The 23,128-nt window shown below is 42.5% G+C and carries 20 protein-coding genes and 2 pseudogenes; 21 read left to right on the top strand and 1 reads right to left on the bottom strand.

The features are described 5' to 3' along the window. Nucleotides 1–105 precede the first annotated feature (105 nt). From IGI69_RS11995 to cls, 14 genes and pseudogenes are all read left to right on the top strand, one after another. Nucleotides 106–1,416, top strand: a complete 1,311-nt coding sequence (locus tag IGI69_RS11995) for a DEAD/DEAH box helicase (RefSeq protein ID WP_438740940.1) — start codon at nt 106–108, stop codon at nt 1,414–1,416. Beyond that, the gene (locus tag IGI69_RS11990) at nt 1,406–2,089 is read left to right on the top strand and encodes a phosphoribosyltransferase family protein (RefSeq protein ID WP_438740937.1); all 684 of its coding nucleotides are present in this window, start codon (nt 1,406–1,408) and stop codon (nt 2,087–2,089) included. Before IGI69_RS11995 ends, IGI69_RS11990 begins: the two co-directional genes overlap by 11 nt. 137 nt (nt 2,090–2,226) lie before the next feature. Further along, entirely contained in the window at nt 2,227–2,784 is a 558-nt protein-coding gene (gene hpf / locus IGI69_RS11985; RefSeq protein ID WP_005231866.1) for a ribosome hibernation-promoting factor, HPF/YfiA family, read from the top strand. 184 nt (nt 2,785–2,968) lie between these two features. Further along, nucleotides 2,969–3,916: a LacI family DNA-binding transcriptional regulator gene (locus IGI69_RS11980; protein WP_438740935.1), complete on the top strand. Its 948-nt coding sequence runs from the start codon at nt 2,969–2,971 to the stop codon at nt 3,914–3,916. Between the two features lie 156 nt (nt 3,917–4,072). Beyond that, nucleotides 4,073–5,338 carry an extracellular solute-binding protein gene (locus IGI69_RS11975; protein ID WP_015510171.1) on the top strand — a complete coding sequence of 422 codons (1,266 nt, stop codon included), beginning with the start codon at nt 4,073–4,075 and terminating at the stop codon, nt 5,336–5,338. A 160-nt stretch (nt 5,339–5,498) separates the two neighbouring features. Beyond that, nucleotides 5,499–6,788, top strand: coding sequence for a carbohydrate ABC transporter permease (locus IGI69_RS11970; RefSeq protein WP_142964651.1), 1,290 nt, complete (start codon nt 5,499–5,501; stop codon nt 6,786–6,788). A 2-nt stretch (nt 6,789–6,790) separates the two neighbouring features. Beyond that, nucleotides 6,791–7,624 carry a sugar ABC transporter permease gene (locus IGI69_RS11965; RefSeq protein WP_016608756.1) on the top strand — a complete coding sequence of 278 codons (834 nt, stop codon included), beginning with the start codon at nt 6,791–6,793 and terminating at the stop codon, nt 7,622–7,624. A 10-nt stretch (nt 7,625–7,634) separates the two neighbouring features. Continuing rightward, entirely contained in the window at nt 7,635–8,450 is an 816-nt protein-coding gene (locus IGI69_RS11960) for a DUF1189 family protein (RefSeq protein WP_010749776.1), read from the top strand. A gap of 248 nt (nt 8,451–8,698) precedes the next feature. Beyond that, nucleotides 8,699–11,083, top strand: a pseudogene (secA, locus tag IGI69_RS11955) (preprotein translocase subunit SecA); the annotation flags it as partial. A gap of 45 nt (nt 11,084–11,128) precedes the next feature. Further along, a pseudogene (locus IGI69_RS11950) lies at nt 11,129–11,203 on the top strand (SEC-C metal-binding domain-containing protein); the annotation flags it as partial. An 88-nt stretch (nt 11,204–11,291) separates the two neighbouring features. Continuing rightward, a protein-coding gene (gene prfB / locus IGI69_RS11945; protein WP_101495161.1) for a peptide chain release factor 2 occupies nt 11,292–12,399 on the top strand; the annotation gives its coding sequence in 2 pieces (ribosomal slippage) (nt 11,292–11,363 and nt 11,365–12,399; 1,107 coding nt in all). Between the two features lie 112 nt (nt 12,400–12,511). Continuing rightward, nucleotides 12,512–13,198 carry a cell division ATP-binding protein FtsE gene (gene ftsE / locus IGI69_RS11940; RefSeq protein ID WP_005237293.1) on the top strand — a complete coding sequence of 229 codons (687 nt, stop codon included), beginning with the start codon at nt 12,512–12,514 and terminating at the stop codon, nt 13,196–13,198. Then, on the top strand, nt 13,191–14,075 hold the full coding sequence (gene ftsX, locus IGI69_RS11935; RefSeq protein ID WP_005237292.1) for a permease-like cell division protein FtsX: 885 nt from the start codon (nt 13,191–13,193) through the stop codon (nt 14,073–14,075). Before ftsE ends, ftsX begins: the two co-directional genes overlap by 8 nt. A 123-nt stretch (nt 14,076–14,198) precedes the next feature. Further along, nucleotides 14,199–15,644 (top strand): cardiolipin synthase, encoded by a 1,446-nt coding sequence (cls, locus tag IGI69_RS11930; protein ID WP_005237291.1) that lies wholly within the window; start codon nt 14,199–14,201, stop codon nt 15,642–15,644. Nucleotides 15,645–15,706: 62 nt separating this feature from the next. Here cls and IGI69_RS11925 read toward each other — a convergent pair whose 3' ends face one another. Beyond that, a complete protein-coding gene (locus tag IGI69_RS11925; protein ID WP_005237290.1) occupies nt 15,707–15,826 on the bottom strand; it encodes a DUF4044 domain-containing protein in 120 nt (39 codons plus the stop codon). Between the two features lie 332 nt (nt 15,827–16,158). On the opposite strand from IGI69_RS11925, the gene IGI69_RS11920 reads away from it, so the two are divergent. The 7 genes from IGI69_RS11920 (at nt 16,159) to murD (ending at nt 23,116) form a co-directional block, all read left to right on the top strand. Next, on the top strand, nt 16,159–16,527 hold the full coding sequence (locus IGI69_RS11920; RefSeq protein WP_005237289.1) for a DUF3397 domain-containing protein: 369 nt from the start codon (nt 16,159–16,161) through the stop codon (nt 16,525–16,527). Between the two features lie 198 nt (nt 16,528–16,725). Next, nucleotides 16,726–17,157 carry a division/cell wall cluster transcriptional repressor MraZ gene (gene mraZ, locus IGI69_RS11915; protein ID WP_005228792.1) on the top strand — a complete coding sequence of 144 codons (432 nt, stop codon included), beginning with the start codon at nt 16,726–16,728 and terminating at the stop codon, nt 17,155–17,157. A gap of 25 nt (nt 17,158–17,182) precedes the next feature. Beyond that, on the top strand, nt 17,183–18,142 hold the full coding sequence (gene rsmH, locus IGI69_RS11910; protein WP_008377332.1) for a 16S rRNA (cytosine(1402)-N(4))-methyltransferase RsmH: 960 nt from the start codon (nt 17,183–17,185) through the stop codon (nt 18,140–18,142). A 5-nt stretch (nt 18,143–18,147) separates the two neighbouring features. Next, the gene (gene ftsL / locus IGI69_RS11905; protein ID WP_005228796.1) at nt 18,148–18,567 is read left to right on the top strand and encodes a cell division protein FtsL; all 420 of its coding nucleotides are present in this window, start codon (nt 18,148–18,150) and stop codon (nt 18,565–18,567) included. Next, entirely contained in the window at nt 18,568–20,763 is a 2,196-nt protein-coding gene (locus IGI69_RS11900; protein ID WP_087627818.1) for a penicillin-binding transpeptidase domain-containing protein, read from the top strand. A gap of 19 nt (nt 20,764–20,782) precedes the next feature. Next, the gene (mraY, locus tag IGI69_RS11895; RefSeq protein ID WP_010749769.1) at nt 20,783–21,745 is read left to right on the top strand and encodes a phospho-N-acetylmuramoyl-pentapeptide-transferase; all 963 of its coding nucleotides are present in this window, start codon (nt 20,783–20,785) and stop codon (nt 21,743–21,745) included. A gap of 12 nt (nt 21,746–21,757) precedes the next feature. Continuing rightward, nucleotides 21,758–23,116, top strand: coding sequence for a UDP-N-acetylmuramoyl-L-alanine--D-glutamate ligase (murD, locus tag IGI69_RS11890; protein WP_128431585.1), 1,359 nt, complete (start codon nt 21,758–21,760; stop codon nt 23,114–23,116). Nucleotides 23,117–23,128 lie beyond the last annotated feature (12 nt).

The following is a 23,128-nucleotide window of genomic DNA, read 5'->3' as shown; positions in this document are numbered from 1 at the left end:
CAAGACCTGCTGTTGAAGCAAACAAGAAACCTGTAATCGGTTCAAGTACTTTTCAAAAAGTGCTTGAACCGATTTTTTTGCGTACTTAAAACTGAGGTGTATGTTATGACTAATCAAAAAGGAAAACAATTTTTTGTTTTAGATGAAACAATGAGTGTAGGAAAACCCCATGATTCTCGACCGGCAATGCTTGAGCAGGGGAAGAGAATCGTTTGTCAGCGTTGCGGTTCTTCCCACCACAAGTCGTCGGTGCAATTACCGATAGGCAGCTATTACTGTCTAACCTGTATTCGCTATGGTCGGATCACATCAAATGGGCGCCTGGTGATTCAACCTACGGAAAGTCCAGCCATTGATCACCACATCGTCTGGCCAGGAGCATTGACGCCGTTTCAGCAAAAAATTTCCCAGCAATTGGTGTCTAATTGTCGACAAAAGCGATCTTCGCTTGTTTGGTCGGTCACGGGTTCAGGGAAGACCGAAATGATCTTTGAAACGATCCGCTACGTTCGGCAAGAAGGTGGTCGAGTGGCGATCGTCTCACCGCGGATCGATGTTTGTCGTGAATTGTTTCCGCGGATTCAGCAAGCATTTCCACAAGAGGAAAGCTTACTCCTTTATGGAAAATCAGAAGAGCCTTATCGCTACACAAACATCCTTATTGCCACCACCCATCAGCTACTGCATTTTTATCGTAGCTTTCAACTGATCGTGGTGGATGAGGTAGATGCATTTCCCTACGAGGGCGATGCGCAGCTGCGTTACGGATTATACAATGCCTTAGCCAAAAACGGGTGTCTGATCTACTTAAGTGCGACGCCTTCAGAACGACTGCTGCAAGAAATTCGTGGGAAATTCGCTGTCTTGAAAATGCCGTTGCGGTTTCATCAGCGTCCATTGATCGTTCCCCAACCTGTTCATTATAGTCACTGGGCGCAGGCTTATCGCAGAAAACGTTGGTTGCGACCGTTGCTCCAGCACTTGCAGCGGCTGGTTCAAAAAAATTTTGTCTTGGTGTTTTGTCCAAGCATTTCGCTGATGAAGGAAGTAGAAGCGGCTGTCCGCAAACAAAGGACGTCATGGTCGTTGACTAGCGTTTCGTCGCAAGATCAAAAACGGAGCGAAAAAGTAGCATCTGCGCGCAAACAGATGTACCAGGTGTTGTTTGTAACGATGATTTTAGAACGTGGAGTGACGATTGAAAACGTCTCAGTCATCGTATTGGGCGCTAATCATCCAGTCTTTACAAAATCGGCGCTCGTGCAAATCGCTGGCCGTGTCGATCGTAAAGGGGCCTATACTGAAGGGGAGGTCATATTTTTCTACGACCAAATGACGGAAGCGATGCGAAAAGCAATCAACGAAATCAAGGAAATGAACCAATTGGCAAAAAGCTGGCTGACCGATGGTGTGTAGTTGGTGTAAAAGGACTTTTCCTAGAGAACGAACGATCATTGAGGTGTTGGCTCCTTGGCGTATCCCAGAAAATGAATTGTGCCCGCAATGTGCCCAACAGTTTTCAGTGATCGATTGGCGAACCTGCTGTCCTTCATGCGGAAAAAAAGCATCTGTGTTTTGCAGCGATTGTCTCTATTGGGAAAAAACGTGTCCCATGATTCAATTGCAGCACCGAGCGCTATTTGCTTACGATCAAGGAATGAAGGATTGGCTTCACGAATACAAATTGATGGGAAACTATCAGTTGCGGGGGACGTTTGCGCCTGTGATCAAACAGAAACTCAACAGGTTTGACTATGAGTGTTTGATTCCCATCCCACTATCGGCAGAGCGTTACCAACAGCGAGGGTTTAATCAAGTCACCGCTGTGCTGGAAGCCGCCGGAGTCAGATTTCAAGAGTTACTGGAGAAAGTTGTTGATACCGCACCACAGGCACAACGTTCTCGCAGGCAACGATTAGTAGAGGCGCAACCCTTTGCAGTGAAGCCAGATGTAGCGTGTGAAATCAAAGGGAAAAAATTATTGTTGATCGATGATGTGTATACTACCGGTAGAACGTTATATCATGCAGCTGAAGCACTGCAGTCCTTTGGCCCCCAGTCGATTCGTTCTTTTTCTATTGCTCGTTGAAACGTTATTTTGAAAACGCTTAAAGAAAATTGTTCGATTTACTAGGCAAATGACCAAGAGTTCGATATAATAGAGTTAAGAAGAAGAAAAGAGTGGTCCTTTTCCTTCTTTACTGGTAGACGAAAGGGGTAATTTTTATGTTTAGATATAATGTGCGTGGCGAAAATATCGAGGTAACAGAAGCGATCCGTGATTACGTCGAGAAAAAAGTAGGTAAATTAGAACGTTATTTTAATGATGTGCCAGAAGCAACAGCACACGTTAATTTGAAAGTTTATACAGAAAAAACTGCAAAAGTAGAAGTAACGATTCCTTTACCATTCCTAGTTCTACGTGCGGAAGAAACTTCACCTGATCTATATGCTAGTATCGATTTGGTTGTTGACAAATTGGAACGCCAAATCCGCAAATTCAAAACAAAAATCAATCGCAAATCTCGTGAGACAGCGTTGGTTCCGCCAACAGATGGTGATTTGTTCACAACTGAAGCAAACGATGAAGAAACCAATGGTTCTGATTTAGACATCGTACGTACAAAACGTTTGTCTTTAAAACCAATGGATAGTGAAGAAGCTGTTTTACAAATGAACATGCTTGGACACAACTTCTTTATCTTTGAAGATGCGGAAACGAATGGAACGAGCATTGTGTATCGTCGGAAAGATGGTAAATACGGGTTGATCGAAACAGATTAACACGTGTGGGATCCTTTTGGCGACACCCCAAAAAAAGTCTTTTTTGACAGAGTAGCTGAGAAGCTGCTCTGTTTTTTTATCTTTTGGAATGAAGCAATAAATCTTTCTATATAAAAGTTGGCTTTGTTTCTCTTTCGTTTTATTGTGTTATACTATAGATGAAATCATACAGGGAGAGTGAATCATGACTACGTTAGCAGATGTCGCCAAAAAAGCAAATGTTTCCGCAATGACCGTTTCTCGAGTGATCAACCATCCAGATAAAGTGACCGAAGAGCTAAAGCAGCTCGTTCATCAAGCAATGCTGGAACTGGATTATCAACCGAATATTGCTGCCAAATCATTAGTTTCCAAGCGTTCCCATATCATCAAAGTGTATATCTTAGAGGAGATGGACACGACGGAGCCATACTATATGAATTTATTAGTGGGGATCGCTCGTTCCGTCGGCAAAGCGCATTATTCGTTGCAGCTGGTTACGACGGATGGCGTGGATCGTGGCCCAGCAGATGGTTGTATCATCACGGGATTTCGCCAAAAGGATATGGACTGGATAAAAAATTTGAAGAAACCCGTCGTTCTATTTGGTGAAAATGAAGCTGGACTCAGTTTTGTTGACAGTGACAACTATCAAGGGATCGTTTCTGCTTGTAAACACGCCCTCGATACTGGCTATCAACACTTGGTCTATATTGGCTTAGAGTTGGAAGAAGCGTTTACGAAAAGCCGAGAAAAAGGGTACATAGATACAGTCACAAAAACAGGGCAAGCACCAAAAATCCATCGTTTTGAAAACCGTTCTTCCGCAGCCCGCACGTTTATCACAGCACAGAAAGAGCAATTTGCGGAAAATACTTGTTTTATCTGTGCGACGGATCGTTTAGCACTAGGCATCAATCAAGGCTTGCAGTCGATTGGCGCGCAGATACCAAAGGATTTTGGGATTGTCGGCTACGATGGGGTATTCCTGGATCAGGTCAGCTCGCCCAAGTTGACGACTATGAAGCAAGCCATCGTTGAGATGGGCGAAGCTTGTGGTGAATTACTGATCCAAAAAATTGAACAGAACGATACGAGCCAGCGACAACAGCGCTTTTTACCGCAACTCGTGGTTCGTGAATCCACAAGGTGAAAAATTAAGCAAATGGTTGCGCAATTTCTTTTCAATTCCTCAATATCTTAATTTAAAGGCTTTTTCAATTTTTGTTATCGCTAACATTTAGAAAATGTTTGCCATTTTAAGAAACCGGTTGCATAATAGAGTTACAAATTGCAGGAGGTAAACAGGATGAAAGTGAATTGGAAAAAGGCAGCTCTAGGATTAGTTTCAGGAAGTGCGTTGTTAGCGCTTGCAGCATGTGGCGGCAACGGCGGTAGTACCGATGGTAGTAATGCAGATGCAGGTTCAGGTAGCGATGAAAAAACGATCACGGTCTCTGTAGGCGCAGACTATATTGATTATATCAATGAAGTGAAATCTGACTTTGAATCTGAAAATGATGTCACCATCAACGTTGTGGAAATGGACATGTTCGATCAAATGGATGCGCTTCAACTAGACGGTCCTGCTGGGAAAGGCCCAGATGTTACGATGTCTCCTTATGACCGTGTGGGTCAAGTAGGCTCCCAAGGGCATTTGGCAGAAATGACTTTGCCAGATGATGGACGGTACAGCGATACCGACAAGCAACAAGTGACCATCGATGATAAGATCTATGGCGCACCAGCAATGATTGAAGCGGTTGTCATGTTCTATAACAAAGACTTGATCGATGAAGCACCAGCAACTTTTTCTGATTTAGAAGAACTAGCGAAAGATGATCGTTTTGCAGAAGGCGATGACAATGTTGGTTTCTTAGCTCGTTGGACGGACTTTTATTATACGTATGGTCTATTAGCGGGGCATGGCGGGTATGTCTTTGGTGATGAAGGAACAGACCCATCTGATCTAGGGCTGAACAACGAAGGTTCTGTTGAAGCAATCACGTATGCAACTGATTGGTTCCAAAATGTCTGGCCGCAAGGAATGCTGGATGTATCAGCCAACGAAAACTTGATGTTGGATTACTTCAATCAAGGCAAAACAGCAGCTATCATTTATGGACCATGGGGCGTGAACGGCTTTGAAGAAGCAGGCATCAACTATGGTGTAGCGAAAATCCCAACACTAAACAACGGCAACGACTATGAAACATTTGGCGGCGGAAAAGCGTGGGTAGTATCTAACTACTCACAAAACAAAGACGTTTCTCAACAATTTGTCGAGTATTTGACCAACGAAGCCAATCAAGAGAAATTATATGACATGCGTCATGATATTCCAGCGAACATTATGGCTCAAGAAACAGTCGCTGCTTCAGATGATCCAGTAGCAAAAGCAGTGATCGAGCAATACAGTGTTTCACAACCAATGCCAAATATCCCTGAAATGTCTGAGGTTTGGGTAGGGGCTGAAAACATGCTGTTTGATGCAGGTTCAGGCAATATGACTCCTCAAGAAGCAGCGGATAATGCTGCCAAAACAATCGAAGAAGCGATTGAGCAGAAATACTAATAATTAGCCGATTACGGTCTGTCATTCATGTCGACGATTCTATAGAGGATGTTTGTCAAAAGGATTCCTTGCAACGTAGCACGCAAGAAATTGCTTGACGAGATTGTTTTCTATCGATCGTCGGCCGCTTGGCAGACTTTCGATTTTAAGGAGGATACATATGAGGACGAATTCACAAGCCATGCAGACTGCGCTTCTTTCAATCATCCCTGGTGGGGGACAATTCAAAAATGGTCAGAAATTCAAAGCGGGTCTCTTTTTTGCGGCCTTTCTGATTTTTCTGGTGGAAATGCTTTTGTTTGGTGGACAAGCACTTTATAATTTTGTCACACTCGGATCAGTACCGATGGAAGACAACTCTTTGTTTTTGTTGATTGAGGGAACACTGCAGGTCATCGTTACCGTTATTTTCATTATCTTTTGGGTTTTAAATATCAAAGATGCCTATCAGGTTCGACAAAGCATTGAAAAAGGCTTCCCGGTAGCTGTTACGAGAAAAGAATTTTTCAAAAAATTATACGAAGATGGTTTCGCGTACTTACTGACGATCCCTGCCTATCTGGTAATGATCGTAGCAATTATTTTTCCAGTAATGGTGACGCTCTTTATGGCATTTACCAACTATGATTTTCGACACATTCCGCCAGCAAACTTAATCGACTGGATCGGTTTTTCGAATTTCACGAATATTTTCACCTTAAGTTCTTACCGCGACACCTTTGTAAAAGTATTCAGTTGGACGGTGATTTGGACCGTTTTAGCAACCACTTTGCAAATTACACTCGGCATACTGACAGCAGTTGTAGCCAATCAAAAATTTGTGAAGTTTCGTCGCGTCTTTGGGGTGATTTTCTTGCTTCCTTGGGCGGTGCCAGCGTTTATCACGATCATGAGTTTTTCAAATATGTTTAATGATACCGCAGGAGCGATCAATACACAGGTGATCCCGCTATTGAACAATTTGCCCTTTGTTGATATTGGGAACATTGCTTGGAAGACCGATCCGTTTTGGACGAAAACGGCGATTATTTTGATTCAGGGTTGGTTAGGGTTCCCCTACATTTATGTAATGGTTTCGGGGATTTTACAATCCATTTCCGAAGATTTGTATGAAGCAGCCAAAATGGATGGGGCAAATGCGATTCAGCGTTTTCGAAATATCACGCTGCCGGCGATCTTTTTGGTGGCAGCCCCAACCTTTGTTACGCAATATACAGGGAACTTTAATAACTTCTCGATGATCTATCTCTTTAACGAAGGCGGACCAGGAAGTTTAGGCGGAAATGCTGGATCGACAGATATTTTGATTTCTTGGATCTACAAACTGACGACCGGCGGCTCACCACAATACTCGATCGCTTCTGCATTGACCTTGATCATTTCCTTTGTGGTGATCTCCATTTCATTACTGGTGTTTAAAAAGACGAATGCATTTAATATGGAGGATTGAGGATGAAAAAGAAGAAGTTTTCTTTCAGCAAATTATTTACCTACTTGTTTATGATCGCGTTATCGATCATTATCATCTATCCCTTGTTGATTACCGCAACCTCAGCCTTCAAGGCAGGGAACATGATTGCTTTTCGCTTAGATTTTGATGCGGATTGGACATTGAACAACTTTCGACGTTTATTCAATGAAACCCCGTATTTGACATGGTATAAAAACACCTTGATCGTGGCAGTTTCGACAATGATCATTCAAGTAATGATCGTAACGTTAGCAGGGTATACTTACAGTCGTTACCGTTTTGCTGGTCGTAAAAGTAGTCTGATGGTGTTCTTGATCGTTCAAATGGTACCGACAATGTCGGCGTTGACCGCTTTTTATGTCATGGGCTTATTAGCAAACGGTCTAGATAGCTTCTGGTTCTTGACACTGATTTATATCGGTGGTGGGATTCCGATGAATACTTGGCTGATGAAGGGGTACTTTGATACGGTACCCATCGACTTGGATGAATCAGCAAAACTTGATGGTGCAGGGCATTTTCGTATCTTTTGGCAAATCGTTTTGCCCCTCGTAAAACCAATGGTTGCCGTCCAAGCATTGTGGGCCTTTATGGGACCATTCGGCGAATTCTTGCTGGCGCGATTCTTGCTTCGCTCACAAGAGCGTTTGACCGTCGCAGTCGGGCTACAAACCTTTATCAATGATGCCCGTAACCAACGGGTCGCACTCTTTGCGGCAGGGGCGATTTTGATCGCCGTACCGATCGCTGCACTGTTTTTCTTCTTACAAAAATACTTTGTTTCAGGTTTGACCTCTGGCGGAACAAAAGGATAGGAATGATAGGATGTCTGAACAACGATTTCCCTTAACGTACTTTGGGGCCATTTTTTCTCCAACAAAAGTCTATGCATGGCGTAAAAAATTAAATCGCTGGCAGCAAGTGTTCGTCTATGTTTTCTTGATGTCCTTGCTGATGATCCCGTTGACCTTAATGATCAGCAAGCAAACGGATCAAGCCTTTGCGGCATTTTTTCCCCATGCAAAAACACTCGTGACGGCAGAAACGGCAGCAAAATACAATGAGTTGCAGCTGGAAGATGGCAAACTTTTAGCGGATGAGTCACAAGTCTTTTCCCAAACAGAAGCGGGGATCATAGGCGTTGCGCTTTCAGAAGCGGCTCTTGAAAAAGCGAAATACGCCATCAATTTTCGGGAAACAGACTGGACCATCAAAGAAGAAATCGATGGACAAACTTATCACTATGAAATGCGTTACACGGCGGAAATGGCACCTGATCAAGTAGATGATGCGGCTTCGTTTCAAAAAGCAATCGAAGACGGCTTCTATCGCAACAACGAGACAGCGATTTTCTTCAGTCAGACGATCACAGTGGCATTTTTATTGGTGGCAATGAATAGTATTCTAGTCATAGGCGCAGCGTTTTTCCTCTGGTTGACGAAAAAATCACGACTATCGACAATCGGCAGCTTCAAAGAAAGTACGAACGTGATTTTAAATGCACTGGGGGCAGGCTCTCTCGTTGCGATGTTGGCAGGATTTATTGGCGCTGATATCGTCTTGATGATCGGGATTCAGTCTTTAGGCATGCTACTGATGCTCTTCTTAGCTTTCTTAAAAACCCGTTTTAAAACGGCATAATTTGCAAACCTTCGCAACAAGACGTTTGGGCGTGTGCTGGACTTTCAGCGCCGATCAATGGCTTGTTGCGTGTTTTTTTTCCTGCGTTTCTTTAAAATCTGTGAAAAAAGGTTAAGAATCCGTTTATCACGCAAGATTGATGCGATAGTTCTATCGAAAAATATTTCATTTATGGTGAACTAGTGCTAAAATAGTTAGGAGAGTTTCCAGCTAGGATAATGCAGAAGTAAAAGGAGAATTATTAAGGTATGGCCAATTTTTTTAGAAAATTAATCGAAAACGACAAAAAAGAATTAAAACGTCTTGACCATATTGCGAATCAAGTTGAATCACATGCGGATGAAATGGCCGCTTTATCTGATGAACAATTACGCGGGAAAACCGATGAATTTCGTCGTCGTTTCCAAGAGGGAGAGACTTTGGATAAATTATTACCTGAAGCCTTTGCAGTAGTACGTGAAGCTGCAAAACGCGTTTTGGGCCTTTATCCTTACCACGTCCAATTAATGGGTGGGATCGTCTTGCATGATGGGAATATCCCAGAGATGCGTACGGGTGAAGGGAAAACCTTGACGGCGACATTACCTGTTTATTTGAATGCTTTGAGCGGTCAAGGTGTCCACGTCGTAACTGTCAATGAATACTTGGCAACTCGTGACTCGACTGAGATGGGGGAGCTGTACAACTTTTTAGGGTTGACGGTCGGCTTGAACATCAACTCAAAATCAGCAGAAGAAAAACGTGCGGCATATGCTTGTGACATCACTTATAGTACAAACAATGAATTAGGGTTTGACTATTTGCGGGACAACATGGTGGTTTACCGTCATCAAATGGTACAGCGTCCATTAAACTATGCCATCGTCGATGAGGTCGATTCGATCTTGATCGATGAAGCGAGAACACCGTTGATCATTTCAGGACAAGCAGAAAAATCAACTGCGCTATACAATCGGGTCGACAATTTTGTCAAACGCTTGACGGAAGAAGAAGACTACAAAATCGATATCCAATCAAAAACGATCGGTTTGACAGAACGTGGGATCGAAAAAGCGGAAGAGACCTTCGGCTTAGAAAACTTGTATGATATTGAAAACACGGCATTGACCCATCACTTGGATCAAGCACTACGAGCGAATTACATTATGATTCGCGATATCGATTATGTCGTGCAAGATGGGAAAGTAATGATCGTTGACCAATTTACAGGTCGGATCATGGATGGTCGCCGATATTCTGATGGGCTCCATCAAGCGATCGAAGCGAAAGAAAGTGTCGAAATCGAAGATGAAACCAAAACGATGGCGACGATCACATTCCAGAACTACTTCCGGATGTACAAAAAACTGTCTGGGATGACCGGTACAGCAAAAACGGAAGAAGAAGAGTTTCGAGAAATCTATAACATGCAAGTCATTCAGATTCCTACGAACAAACCAATCTTACGGGATGATCGTGCGGACTTGCTTTATCCAACGCTTACGAGCAAATTCCAAGCAGTCGTTCAAGACATCAAAGAGCGTCACCGCAAAGGACAACCCGTGCTTGTAGGGACGGTCGCTGTTGAGACTTCTGAATTATTGTCATCAATGCTTGATCGTGAGAAAGTTCCTCATGAAGTATTGAATGCCAAGAATCACTTTAAAGAAGCAGAAATCATTTTGAATGCGGGACAAAAAGGTGCTGTAACGATCGCGACCAATATGGCTGGTCGGGGAACGGATATCAAGTTAGGTCTTGGTGTTGCAGAACTAGGCGGCTTGGCAGTTATCGGTACTGAGCGTCATGAATCGCGACGGATCGATAATCAGTTACGGGGACGTGCGGGACGTCAAGGAGATCCAGGAATGTCGCAATTTTACTTGTCGCTAGAAGATGATTTAATGAAGCGTTTTGGTTCTGAACGAATCAAAGTTTTCTTGGATCGGATGAAGATTGATGAAGGCGACGCCGTGATCCAAAGCAAGATGCTTTCAAAACAAGTAGAATCTGCCCAAAGACGAGTGGAAGGAAATAACTACGATACTCGGAAAAATGTCTTGCAATACGATGATGTAATGCGAGAACAGCGGGAAGTTATTTACGGACAACGTCAAGAAGTAATCATGGAAGAAACGGATCTTTCACCACAATTAATGAATATGGTGAAACGTTCCATCAGCCGGGTCGTTGACAGTCATACGCAATTAGAAGAAAGCAATTGGAATTATGAAGGAATCGTTGATTTTGCTGCCAATGCACTTGTTCATGAAGATACCATCAGTATTGAAGACATCAAGGGCAAATCAGCTCAAGAGATTAAAGATTATCTAAACCAACGGGCAGAAGAAGTCTTTGAACAAAAGAAAACACAACTTAATAGTCCAGAACAATTACTGGAATTTGAAAAAGTAGTGATTTTACGAGTCGTTGATACGAAGTGGACCGACCACATCGATGCCATGGATCAATTGCGCCAATCGGTTGGGTTACGGGCTTATGGACAAAACAATCCGTTAGTTGAATACCAAACAGAAGGATTCAATATGTTTGAAAACATGGTTGGAGCCATCGAGTATGAAGTAACTCGTCTGTTTATGAAGGCAGAAATCCGCCAAAACGTTCAACGGGAACAAGTAGCCCAAGGAGAAGCACAAGGGGTAGAAGAAGCACCGGCTGCCCAAGCACCAAGTTTCAAAAACGTGGGCCGCAATGATCCTTGTCCTTGCGGAAGCGGGAAAAAATTCAAGAATTGCCACGGGAAAAATATGTAACAAGTTTTGAAAAAGGTGAGAGTAGGCTGGCAGACGTTTTTGTCCAGTCTACTTTCGTTTGTAAGAAAAAAAGAAAGAAGGAATTTTAATGGAAATCGCAGATATTCGGAATCAATTGACCCAGATGAATGAAAAAATAATCAGTTTTAGGGGGTCTCTTTGACTTAGATCAGTTAGAAGAGGACATTGCGGAAGCGGAACACCAAATGGCAGATCCTACCTTTTGGGATGATTCAGAAAAAGCTCAACAAGTCATTAACGCCAACAATGCCAACAAAGAGACTTACGATCAATTCAATCAGCTAGCAGAAGAATTGGAAGAACTCGAAGTGATGTTGGAAATGATTCAAGAAGAAGCCGATCCGGAAATGGAAGCAGAACTTGATGCGCGAATCGGTAAGTTAAATGAGAAAATGGCTTCTTATGAATTGTCGATGTTGTTAGATGAACCCTATGATCGAAACAATGCCATCATCGAGCTGCACCCGGGAGCAGGCGGTACCGAGTCGCAAGACTGGGGCAGCATGCTGTTACGGATGTATACTCGTTTTTGTGAACAACATGGGTATCAGGTGGAAACTTTGGACTATCAAGCCGGTGATGAAGCGGGGATCAAAAGTGTCACTTTACTTGTAAAAGGCCACAACGCCTATGGCTATTTGAAGTCGGAAAAAGGCGTGCATCGCTTGGTCCGTATTTCACCTTTTGATTCTGCTAAGAGACGGCATACGTCATTTTGCTCGGTGGATGTGATGCCAGAATTAGATGGGGCGATCGATGTGGAGATCAACTCAGATGATTTGAAGATCGATACGTACCGCGCAAGCGGCGCTGGTGGACAGCACATCAACAAAACCGAATCTGCTGTGCGGATCACTCACATTCCAACAGGTACAGTGGTCGCTAGCCAAGCCCAGCGTTCACAGCTGAAAAACCGTGAGCAAGCGATGGGGATGTTGAAAGCTAAGCTGTATCAATTAGAAGTCGAAAAGAAAGAACAAGAAGCAGCAGCCTTGCGAGGCGAGCAATTAGAGATCGGCTGGGGCTCGCAAATTCGTTCTTATGTCTTCCATCCCTATTCAATGGTCAAAGATCACCGAACGAATTTCGAAACTGGGAATGTACAGGCAGTCATGGATGGCGATTTGGACGGCTTTATCGATGCCTATTTGAAGCTGAAACTGAATCAAAAATAACCTGGTATGACTTAAACAGATTGAAACACAATTGTAATCTGTTGCAAGCAAGGTGAAATATATTCATGCTATAATAAGCCAGAATGAAAATTTGAGATGGAGAGATAGCTGTATGATAGAAATGAAAGATATAATGAAAAAGTACTCTAATGGTACGACTGCTATCCGTAACCTTTCGATTTCAATTGATCAAGGGGAGTTTGTCTATGTCGTTGGACCATCCGGCGCCGGAAAATCAACCTTTATCAAATTGATGTATCGAGAAGAAAGAGCAACAAAAGGCGTTTTGAATGTCGCAGGATATGATTTGGTCGGCATGAAAAACCGTGAGATCCCTTTGATGCGCCGGGAAATCGGCGTGGTCTTCCAAGACTACAAACTTTTACCGCGGAAAACGGTCTTTGAAAATGTTGCTTATGCAATGCAAGTTATCGGACGCAAACCCCGTGATATCAAAAAACGGGTGATGGAAGTTTTGGATTTGGTCGGACTGAAACATAAAGTTCGGGTCTTTCCAAGTGAACTTTCCGGTGGGGAACAACAACGGGTGTCGATCGCTCGTGCCATCGTAAATACACCGAAGGTATTGATTGCGGATGAACCAACCGGAAATCTAGATCCTGAAAACTCATGGGAAATCATGAAATTGCTTGATCGAATCAATGCACAAGGAACAACGGTCGTTATGGCGACCCATAATAGTACGATCGTAAATACGATTCGTCATCGCGTGATCGCGATTGAGAATGGCCGCATTATTCGCGACCAAGCGGAAGGAGAATATGGTTACGATGATTAGAACATTTTTCCGTCATCTCCTGGAGAGTATTAAAAGTTTAAAGCGTAACGGCTGGATGACTATCGCGTCATTGAGTGCCGTGACGATCACATTAACATTAGTCGGTATTTTTCTAGGTGTAATCTTAAATGCAACAAAACTAGCCGAAGATATTCGTGAGAATGTGGACGTGTCGGTTTTCGTTGATATTGGTACAGAACAAGAAGACATGGATGCTTTAGAACAGGCCTTAAATGATCTGCCGAACGTTTCAGAAGTGACATTTTCTAGTCGAGACGAAGAATTGCAGAAGATCCAGGATGCCATGGGGGATTCATGGAACTTGTTCGAAGGCGACAGTAATCCACTGTATAACGTATTTGTTGTAAGTGCCACAGATCCAGAGTATACGACAGAGATCGCAGAACAAGCTGGGGATTTGCCGAATGTCTTTAAAGCCGATTACGGTGGAGATTCTTCTGACCGAATCTTTGAATTGTCTGCGGCTGTGCGGACTTGGGGCTTAGCTGCTGCTGTCTTACTGATTTTTGTGGCAATGTTCCTAATCTCTAATACGATTCGGATCACGATTTTGTCCCGTCAAAGAGAAATTCAAATCATGCGTCTGGTTGGGGCGAAAAACGGCTACATTCGTTGGCCATTCTTCCTTGAAGGAGGCTGGATCGGACTCTTAGGATCAATTGTCCCAATTGCGTTGATGTACTTCGGGTATCATCAAGTTTATGCAATGGTCAATCCATCCTTGCTACGTTCAAATTACAGCTTAATTGCACCAAATATGTTTCTAATACAAGTGTGCGGTGTGATGGCACTGATTGGTATCGTGATTGGTTCGCTTGGTTCCGTCTTATCAATGCGCCGATTTTTAAAATTCTAAACGTATGTTTTATTAAAGTCGATCGTCAGATCGGCTTTTTTTGTTTCATCACAGTGTTTCTTTACTTTAGGTACTATTTTTTGATATGCTTTAGTAGCGGGAAATCGGGGAAGAGGTGGAAAAATGGTTGTAATGGATAATTTGGTAACCATTTTATTTATAGTTAATATTTTGTTATCAATCATTATCATTTTCAGAGAGAGACGTCAGACTGCTCAGACATGGGCCTGGCTTTTGGTCTTGATGTTCATCCCAATCGTTGGTTTTGTGCTTTACTTTTTCTTTGGTAGAGGAATTTCCAAGGAAAAGATTTTCGATATGCGCTCACAAGCAAAGATTGGTCTAAACGTTGAATTAGAAGAACAAAAACAAGCGCTCGCGCGTCATTTGTTTCCGCATCCGCCGACTGCTCAAGTAGAAGTCCAGCAGTTAGTCTATCTGTTGACGGTCTTTGGTCAATCCCTCTATACGACAGCCAATAGCATGACACTTTATACCGATGGGCGGCAGAAATTTGATGCCTTGATCGCGGATATCGAACAGGCAAAAAATCACATTCATATGGAATATTATATTTATCGCAGTGATGCATTGGGAAATGAGGTCAAAGAAGCATTGGTACGAGCCGCAAAGCGAGGCGTAAAAGTAAGAGTCTTGTTAGATGCTTGGGGCAGTACCCAGGTATCATTGAAGTTTTTTGATGAATTGCGTCTGCATGGCGGGCAAATTGCCTTTTTCTTTCCTTTGTTCGTTCCTTATGTCAATCCGCGAATCAATTATCGGAATCATCGTAAAATCGTGGTGATTGATGGTGAGATTGGTTATACAGGCGGTTTTAATGTGGGAGATGAATATCTAGGACAAGTGGAAAAATTTGGTTATTGGCGAGACAATCACTTGCGAATTGCCGGTTCAGCTGTCTATTCGCTGCAAAATCGGTTTTTGATGGATTGGAATTCACAACATGCCTTGGAGATCAAATATGATCCTTCTTTGTTTCCTGAAATCAAACAAGCGGGGACAGTCGCAGCCCAAGTTATCACTAGTGGTCCTGATACGGAACATGAAGAAATAAAAATGACGTATTTGAAAATGATCAATTTAGCCAAAAAAGAAATTCTAATCCAAACGCCCTACTATATTCCGGATGAAGCTATTCACAATGCCTTAAAGTTGGCACTGCTTTCTGGGGTGAAAGTCCATATCCAAATCCCTAATAAACCGGATCATCCCTTGGTATATTGGGCGACCTATTCCTTTGCGGCTGAGCTGCTTCATTTTGGTGCAATCATTGAAACCTATGAGAAAGGGTTTATGCATGCGAAAACGATGATTATAGATAGTGGACTTGTATCGATTGGTTCAGCAAATATCGATGTTCGATCCTTTCGCTTAGATTTTGAAGTCAATACGATTATCTATGATGCGCAACTTGCGACTCAAACAAAAGAAGCGTTTCTGGCGGATTCGATCGATTCCAAACCGTTAACGATCGAAGCGTATCAACAAAGAAAATTGACGATCAAGATCAAGGAAGGCCTGGCACGTCTTGTGTCACCGTTACTGTAAAAAAATGCCCTTTTCCAAAAGATGGAAGCCATCATTTTGGAAAAGGGCATTTTTTAATAGGATTAACCCATAATACTTGTGTACGCTGCTAAGAAAATCGAGCCGACAGTGAGAATAAGCATGGTCCAGATCACGACTTGCGTGATTTTTGCAAAGGTACTTTTTGGTTTTTTCTCGTTCATTCTAATCCACCTTTTAGAGTTATTCTAGTGACAGTTTACCCTCAATTTCTCAAGAACTCAAGTTGATCCAAGGAGAAATTAAGAAAATTTCAATTTCACTATAAAAAAATTCGTTAGAATGGCAAGATAGGCTTGTTGAAGCTACTCCCTTCTGTTTTAATAGGTAAAGAAATACATTCTTTAAAACTTTCAAAAGTTAGTTGTTGAAATAAGAGCCTCCTTAAAAAATTTCATGGCTGTCTTATTCCGGCTTAAATTTTTAAAAGAACTGAAACATGGATGTAAAGAAAATAAAGTATAGTGACACTAGTTGTTAGAAAGGATTTTGCTGTATGTCTGGATTTAATCCAATCGTTTTGTTTTGGTATATTTTTCCTGTTCTCGTTTATTTTGCTTGTCGTTTTATCGTTTCTGCACTTTCGTTGAATGATCGTTTCCATGTGAAGGCACCGGATTTAGCGGTACCATTTTTAATGGTGGGGATTCATCAATTATCAAAATATACTTTTGATCAAGCAATCACATTGTATTATTTGATCTCCATTTTTTTATTAGGCATTCTACTGGCCGTCTTTCAGGCGTACTACTATGAAGAGATCCAATATGGTCGCTATTTTAAGATGTATTGGCGCAGTATTTTTCTATTTACGATCATTTTTCATGTCGTTTTGATCATTCTAAATATCGTAAGTTACTTATAGTGTTTTGCCCCTTGATAAACGTCCATTTTTTCACTTAAAGTTTTTTTAAAGACTTTAAGGAGTCTGATTTCCTCTTTTTGTTCATTTGGTAAAGAAAAGTCAAACAACTTCCCTTTCAAATTTCATATAATTTGTGGTAGAAAGTGGGGGATTGTGGTAGACTGTGAATATCAGGTGGAGATCGGGGGTTATTTATCGATGTTTATGGGTGAATTTCAACATTCGATAGATGCAAAAGGCCGACTAATCGTCCCTTCAAAACTACGAGAAAAACTCGGAGAAAAATTTGTTGTGACACGTGGATTAGATGGCTGTTTATTTGGCTATCCCTTATCTGAATGGGAAAAACTTGAAGAAAAACTAAACGAAATGCCTTTAGCGAAAAAGGATGCTCGGACATTTGTCCGCTTCTTTTATTCTGCTGCAACAGAGTGCGAGATCGATAAACAAGGACGAATCAATATCCCTGTTACATTGAGAAATCATGCAGACCTTACTAAAAGCTGCGTGATCATCGGGGTTTCAAATCGAATCGAGATTTGGGATGAAACGCGTTGGCAAGCATTCTCTGAAGAAGCAGAAGAAAACTTTGATGAAATTGCTGAAACAATGATCGACTTTGGCTTATAGGCTTGATAGGAAGAGGAAAAAACACATGGCAGATTTTCAACACTACACCGTTATGCTACAGGAGACCGTTGATGGATTATCAATTCGTCCAGAAGGCGTCTATGTCGATTGTACATTAGGTGGAGCTGGTCATAGTGAATATTTATTGTCACAACTGTCTGAAGAAGGACATCTCTTTGCTTTTGATCAAGACCAAACCGCCATCGACCATGCAAAAGAACGTTTAGCACCTTATGTTGCTAAAGGGATGGTCACGTTTATTAAAAGTAATTTCCGCTATTTAAAGGAAGCATTGAATCAACACGGCGTAAGCCGAGTCGATGGTATTTTGTATGATTTAGGTGTTTCCTCACCCCAATTAGATGAAGCCGAACGTGGCTTTAGCTACCACCAAGATGCACCGCTGGATATGCGGATGGATCAAACTGCAGCATTGACTGCCTATGAAGTGGTCAATCAATTCGACTACCATCAATTAGTCAAAATCTTCTTCCGTTATGGAGAAGAAAAATTCTCAAAACAAATCGCTCGGGAAATCGAGCGGGTGAGACAAGATCATCCCATCGAAACAACGGGGGAATTGGTTGATATCATCAAAACAGCCATTCCAGCTCCAGCAAGAAGAAAGGGCGGTCACCCAGCAAAACGGGTTTTCCAAGCCATTCGAATTGCAGTCAATGATGAGCTAGGTGTAATTGAAGAATCACTTGAACAAGCCATTCATCTTTTAGCAGTCAACGGACGTGTCAGTGTGATCACGTTCCACTCATTAGAAGATCGCATTGTGAAATCGATGTTCAAGGAATACAGTACACCAAAGGATATGCCACCAGGTCTGCCGATGATACCAGAAGAATTTCAACCAACATTAAAACTTATAACAAGAAAACCACTGCTTCCTACTGAGGAAGAAGTAGCTGAAAATAATCGTTCTCGTAGTGCGAAACTACGAATCGCGGAAAAAATCAAGGAAAGCGAAGGGTAACAACTATGGCAGAACTAAAAGTTCATGACTATGAATTCAGAGAACCACTTGAATCACAACCTATGGAACACTCTGAACCGACAACTGAAAAACTGCCTACTGATCCCCAGCGTCCTGAGGTCATCCGCGTACCAGCATCTCCGGCTCGTCGGTTAAAAAGCATTTCTACTCTGGAAAAACTGATCGCTGCCTTTGTGATCATCTCTGTATTGACGTTGGCGATCTTGACCATCAATATTCGAACCAATATCAGTCAAGTCGAACACGATATTTCTTTGATCCAATCGGATATCAATGAAAAAACAACACAAGCAGAACAGTTGGAACAAGAGAAAAATGAACTTTCTAAAACCGAGCGCATCCAAAAGATTGCTGAGGATAATGGATTGTCGATCGATGACGGCAATTTAAGGAAAGTGGACTAAATGAAGTTAACAGATAAATTCAAGCAATACTTAAAAAAGAACAATCAAACTACAACGAACAATCGCAAAAAAGTAGGTATTATTCTCTTTGCTACGAGTATTGGATTGTTCTTTTTGTTTGTCACGCGTTTGAGCTACATCGTCATTGTCGGAGATGTCGCTGGGACTTCCTTAGCTGAAAAAACGAAAAATCTTTATGAAGGCAGTGAAGTCATCAAAGCGAAACGTGGAACGATCTATGACCGCAATGGGATTCCAATTGCTGAAGATGTGACTTCCTATTCAATTTACGCTGTTTTGAACCAAAATTACAAAGATGGCAAAAAGAATCTTTTTGCAGAAAAAGCAAACTTCAATAAATTAGGCAAAATCTTGTCGGATGTATTGTCCATCGACCAAGAAACAGCAGTCAATACATTAGAAGAAGGGCTTGAGCAACAATTATGGCGTGTTTCTTTTGGAAGCAAAGGGAACAATATTACATTAGAACAAAAGAATGCGATTGAAGATGCAATGGAAAAAGAAGGGATTGCTGGCTTTCATTTTGACAGTCATCCAGCTCGTCTTTATCCGAATGGTGTCTTTTCTTCTCACTTTATCGGGTATGCTGTTGCCAATGATGACGATACTGGTCTAGTTGGGAAAACCGGGCTAGAAGCTGCGTACAATGACGTGCTTTCAGGGACCGATGGCGAGATCGTTTATCAAAAAGACAACAATCAAAATCCGTTGCCAGGAACCGTAGCCGAAACTGTTGCAGCGGTGGATGGGAAAGACGTCTATACGACCATCGATAGTCGGATCCAAAGCTACTTGGAAACGCTGATGGACAGTGTCTTTAAAGAAAACAAACCAGAAAACTTAACAGCGAACTTAATGGATGCAAAAACGGGTGAAATCGTGGCGATGGCGCAACGACCAACCTATAATCCAGAAAATTTGGATTCCATCAATGATTGGCAAAACCTATTAGTTGAGGACAACTACGAGCCAGGATCAACCATGAAGATCTTGACGACGGCAGCAGCGATCGATCAAGGGATCTTTAATGAAAACGAAACTTTTACCCCAAGCCCTGATGGAATGAAACTTTATGATGCAACCATCAACGACTGGGACTTCGGTCAAAAAGGAACACTGACGATGCGCCAAGCACTTTCATGGTCGAGTAATATTGGAATGGTGACCTTGGAACAGCGAATGGCAGATCGTTGGCAGCAATACTTAAAAGAATTTGGTTTTGGTCGCAGTACCTATTCAGGATTGCCTAACGAAAATACTGGGATCACACCAGAGGATAACCCTGTCAGCCAAGCGATGACGTCATTTGGTCAAGCGATTGGTGTGACGAATTTCCAAATGATGCAGGCCTTTACGTCGGTGGCAAATAACGGAACGATGTTAAAACCACAATTTATTAGTAAAATCGTTGATGGCAATACAGGAGAAGAAACGGTCACACAACCAGAAGAAGTTGGCCATCCCATCACAGCAGAAGCGGCAACAAAAGTACGGGAATATATGCGTGATGTTGTCGAAAGTGAAAATTACGGAAGTGCTTATGGTGTCTATGAACTACCGGGCTACAATATTTCCGCGAAAACGGGGACAGCCCAAGTAGCCGATCCAACGACCGGTAAGTATTTGTCTGGGGGTACCAATTATCTGTATTCTGTTGTTTTGATGTTTCCTTCAGAAGAACCTGAATATATTTTGTATTTGACGATCAAATTGCCAGAGAAGCACGAAAGCACCGTGTTGGGTGAAATTGCCAATCCATTGATGAAACGAGTCATGGATCTGAAAAATTCTGCATTAGAAGATAGTACAACCTCAGGTAGTGAAACGACTGTAGGGGATTATCGTAATCTTGATACAGAATCAGCGGCAACTGACGTTCAAAAAGCTGGGTTGACCCCTGTTGTCATCGGTGATGGCGAGAAGGTCATCGCACAGTCCGTTGACAGTGGCACTTCGATCATGCCTGGCGGACGAGTACTGCTGATTACGGATAGCGACAAGTATTACATGCCTGATACGACCTCCTGGTCCAAAGCAGATTTGATCAAATTTGGCAGTCTGTTGAATGTGGACGTCAGTTTTGAAGGGGACGGCTATTGTACCAAACAGAGCGTGGAGCCTTATACTGAGTTATCGGGACAATCGATCAAGTTTACACTAAGCGAAAACGAATAGAATAATAGGAGAGAACGATATGGAATGGACAGAGATGATATTACCTTTGGCAAGTGGCTTTGCGATCGTAACAGCCGCAATGCCTTTGTTTATCGGCTATTTTCAAATGAAGAAATACGGACAGGAAATACGTGGTGACGGCCCTAAATGGCATAACGTAAAGGCTGGTACACCAACGATGGGTGGGTTTGTATTTTTGATTTCTGCAATGATCACTGCAATTTGGGTAGGGGCATGGCAAAATCAACTGACTGCTTCATTGTTCATTCTTTTGTTCATTACCTTGGTTTATGGTGCATTAGGATTTCTTGACGATTTCATCAAGATTTTCCGCAAAAGAAATATGGGCTTAAACTCGCTGCAAAAATTGATTGGACAAATTTTAGGCGGACTCGTCTTTTACTTTGTTTTTCGAGCGGAAGGCAATGCAGACGTGTTAAATTTCTTTGGGATCGATGTGCCACTGTCGATCTTTTACGGAGTGTTCGTCATCTTTTGGCTGGTCGGTTTTTCAAATGCAGTCAACTTGACCGACGGTATCGATGGTCTGGTCGCAGGACTGGGCACGATTTCTTTTTCAACTTACGCACTGATTGCTTGGCGGCAAGATCAAATTGATGTATTGATCGTTTGTCTAGCAATCATTGGCGGATTGATCGGCTTCTTTCCGTACAATCGCAAACCGGCTAAAATTTTTATGGGGGATGTCGGCTCGCTGGCTTTAGGCGGTCTGCTGGCAGCAATTTCGATTCTTTTACACCAAGAATGGACCCTCTTGCTTGTCGGACTGGTCTATGTTTGTGAAACAGCAAGCGTGATGCTGCAAGTTGCCTCATTCAAATTAACGGGCAAACGAATCTTCAAGATGTCACCCATCCACCATCATTTTGAAATGAGCGGATGGTCTGAGTGGAAGATCGACACTGTTTTTTGGTGTATTGCGTTAGGTTGCTCGTTGCTCACAATAGCCCTTGTATGGTAGGAGATGAAGAAAATGAAAAAAATTAAAACATATCAAAATAAAAAAGTTCTTGTGCTAGGATTAGCGCGTAGTGGATTCAGTGCGGCCAAATTGTTACATGATTTGGGCGCACTTGTGACCGTTAATGACGGCAAGCCATTTGCTGAAAATCCCGAAGCACAAGATCTTTTGGCGTTAGGGGTCAAAGTGATCACTGGCAGCCACCCAATCGAATTATTGGATGAAGGCTTTTCGTTAGTTGTGAAAAATCCAGGAATCCCTTATTCACAGCCCCTTGTTCAAAAAGCTTTAGAGAAAAAAATTCCTGTAATCACGGAAGTGGAGCTAGCGTATCAAATCTCTGAGGCTCCGATTATCGGCATTACTGGTACGAACGGAAAAACCACCACAACGACCATGATCGCCAATGTCTTAAACGCAGGGATGCAAAAAGGGCAGGCACTGCTTTCTGGGAACATTGGGTTTCCTGCAAGTTCCGTTGCTCAAACGGCCAAAGCGGAAGACCGATTAGTCATGGAATTGTCTAGCTTCCAATTGATGGGGATCGATACTTTGCGACCAAAAATCGCCGTGATCACCAATATTTATGAAGCCCATATCGATTACCATGGCAGTCGTCCAGAGTATGTCCTAGCAAAGTGGCGGTTGCAACAGCGAATGACTGCAGATGATTATTTGGTGATCAACTGGAACCAGCCAGAACTAGAAGCACTGTCGGCAAAATCAAAAGCGCAAATCATTCCTTTTTCCACCAAGGAAAAAGTAGCAGGCGCGTACATGCTTGACGGTATCCTCTATTATAAAGAAGAAGTGATTATGGCAGCTGATGAACTTGGCGTGCCAGGAGATCATAATATTGAAAATGCATTAGCAGCGATTGCTGTCGGTAAACTTTGCGATATGCCAAACGAAGCCATTAAGCAAGCGTTACAAACCTTTACAGGCGTGCCCCATCGGACTCAGTATGTCACCACCATCAATCAGGTGAAATTTTTCAATGACTCCAAAGCAACAAACATTCTGGCCACAGAAATGGCATTAGGCGGCTTTGACAATGAGAAACTGATTTTATTGGCAGGTGGTCTGGATCGGGGGAACAGCTTTGATGACTTAGTTCCCGCACTAAAAGGGCTAAAAGCCATCGTGTTGTTTGGTGAAACAAAGGAAAAATTAGCCGCTGCTGCTCAAGCAGCAGGGGTAAAAACAATTGAAATGACAGACAATGTTGAAACAGCCGTCCCATTAGCCTTTTCTTTAAGTGCTGCTGGAGATACGATTTTATTGTCACCTGCGAATGCAAGTTGGGATCAATACCCTAATTTTGAAGTTCGCGGCGACAAATTTATGGCGGCAGTAGCAGAACTTAAATAGAAATGAGTGACG

This window comes from Enterococcus sp. DIV1083b (assembly GCF_051713705.1).
GTDB lineage: Bacteria > Bacillota > Bacilli > Lactobacillales > Enterococcaceae > Enterococcus_D > Enterococcus_D casseliflavus.
This window is presented reverse-complemented; position numbering and strand designations above follow the sequence as displayed.